The following is a 1,171-nucleotide window of genomic DNA, read 5'->3' as shown; positions in this document are numbered from 1 at the left end:
ATGCCACACTGGTCCGATGCCGGACTTCACCATCTCTGCCGCAGCAAGCGGGTCTGACGCCGGCCTTTCCGGCAACGTTGTCTCGGCCGTAGAGGCCTTGGAGCTGTATCAATCCGTCGGCTGGACCACCTACACCAGGGACCCGGATCTGCTCGTGCGGGCGATCCGGAACTCCTCGTTCGTAGTCACCGCCCGGAAAACCGATGGTCAACTCATCGGCCTGGCCCGGGCAGTTTCCGATGACGCAACGATCTGCTACCTGCAGGACATCCTCGTCGAGCCACGCTTCCAGGGATCCGGCGTGGGGCGGCAGCTACTGGAAGCCGTCCAGTCCCGCTACCGGCACGTCCGGCAGACCGTCCTCCTCACCGACAATGAACCAGGACAGCGGGCCTTCTACGAGGCCCTGGGCTTCACCGAAGCTGCTGATTTCAGCCCGGGACCATTGCGGGCGTTCGCGCTCTTCCGCTGATCTGTTGCCCGGGTTCGGCCGCTGGCGGTTCGGCCTCTGTAGCCTTCCAGGTGACGACTTCCATAGATCTCCTTCCGCACGGCAGATATGGTCTGAACATGCTCAGGCCGGCGAGTGCGGGGATTATGGGTGGTCTGTCCGCCGCGCTGCTTTGCGGATGCGGGCTTGTGCCGGGAGCCGTCCGCACGGACGTCTGCGTTGACTGGGTCGCCTTCGAGACGATGCAACAGCGCTTTGACCACGCCGGTGCCGTGCTCGTCGGCAAGCCGCTGAAACGGGACGGCGAATCGCGGAGCTACGGTTACCAGGCCAACGTTCATGTGGTGGAAGTCGAGCAGGTTTTCAAGGGCGGTCTTGGACGGGGCCCCGTCCGCGTCGCGTCCATGCCGGTGACCTGCGGACAGACATACCCCCACGGAGACCCCCTGGATGACGGCGACCGGAAACTCATCTTCCTCACCGAGCAGAACGGTGAATGGTTCACGATGACGCCAGACCAAGGCACCGTCCAGTTCCCGGCGGGAACCCCGCTCCCCTTCAGTTCCGGCTGACCAAGGAGGCACCCCGGTAGCCCCATCGCGGACCCCGGGGGACTATCTCATTAACGGTGTATCCGGCGGTTTCTTTTAGTAGCTTTCGGCTGCCGGGAATCGGTCGCTGAAAGTAATGGCGAAGGCGTTCAAAGCGGGCTTCCAGCGC

General features: G+C 63.7%; 2 protein-coding genes. Both read left to right on the top strand.

Annotation, left to right across the window (positions count from 1 at the left end; all coding sequences use genetic code 11):
• The coding region (locus tag AB4Y86_RS19305; protein WP_441403731.1) for a GNAT family N-acetyltransferase at positions 1-472 on the top strand (472 nt) is incomplete at its 5' end.
• Positions 473-570: 98 nt separating this feature from the next.
• Entirely contained in the window at positions 571-1,023 is a 453-nt protein-coding gene (locus AB4Y86_RS19300) for a hypothetical protein (protein WP_441403730.1), read from the top strand.
• The last annotated feature ends 148 nt before the right edge of the window (positions 1,024-1,171 follow it).

Source organism: Arthrobacter sp. 2YAF22_2, from assembly GCF_052114645.1.
GTDB lineage: Bacteria > Actinomycetota > Actinomycetes > Actinomycetales > Micrococcaceae > Arthrobacter.
Note: the sequence above shows the minus strand (reverse complement) of the source record. Positions and strands in the feature narration are given on the sequence as shown.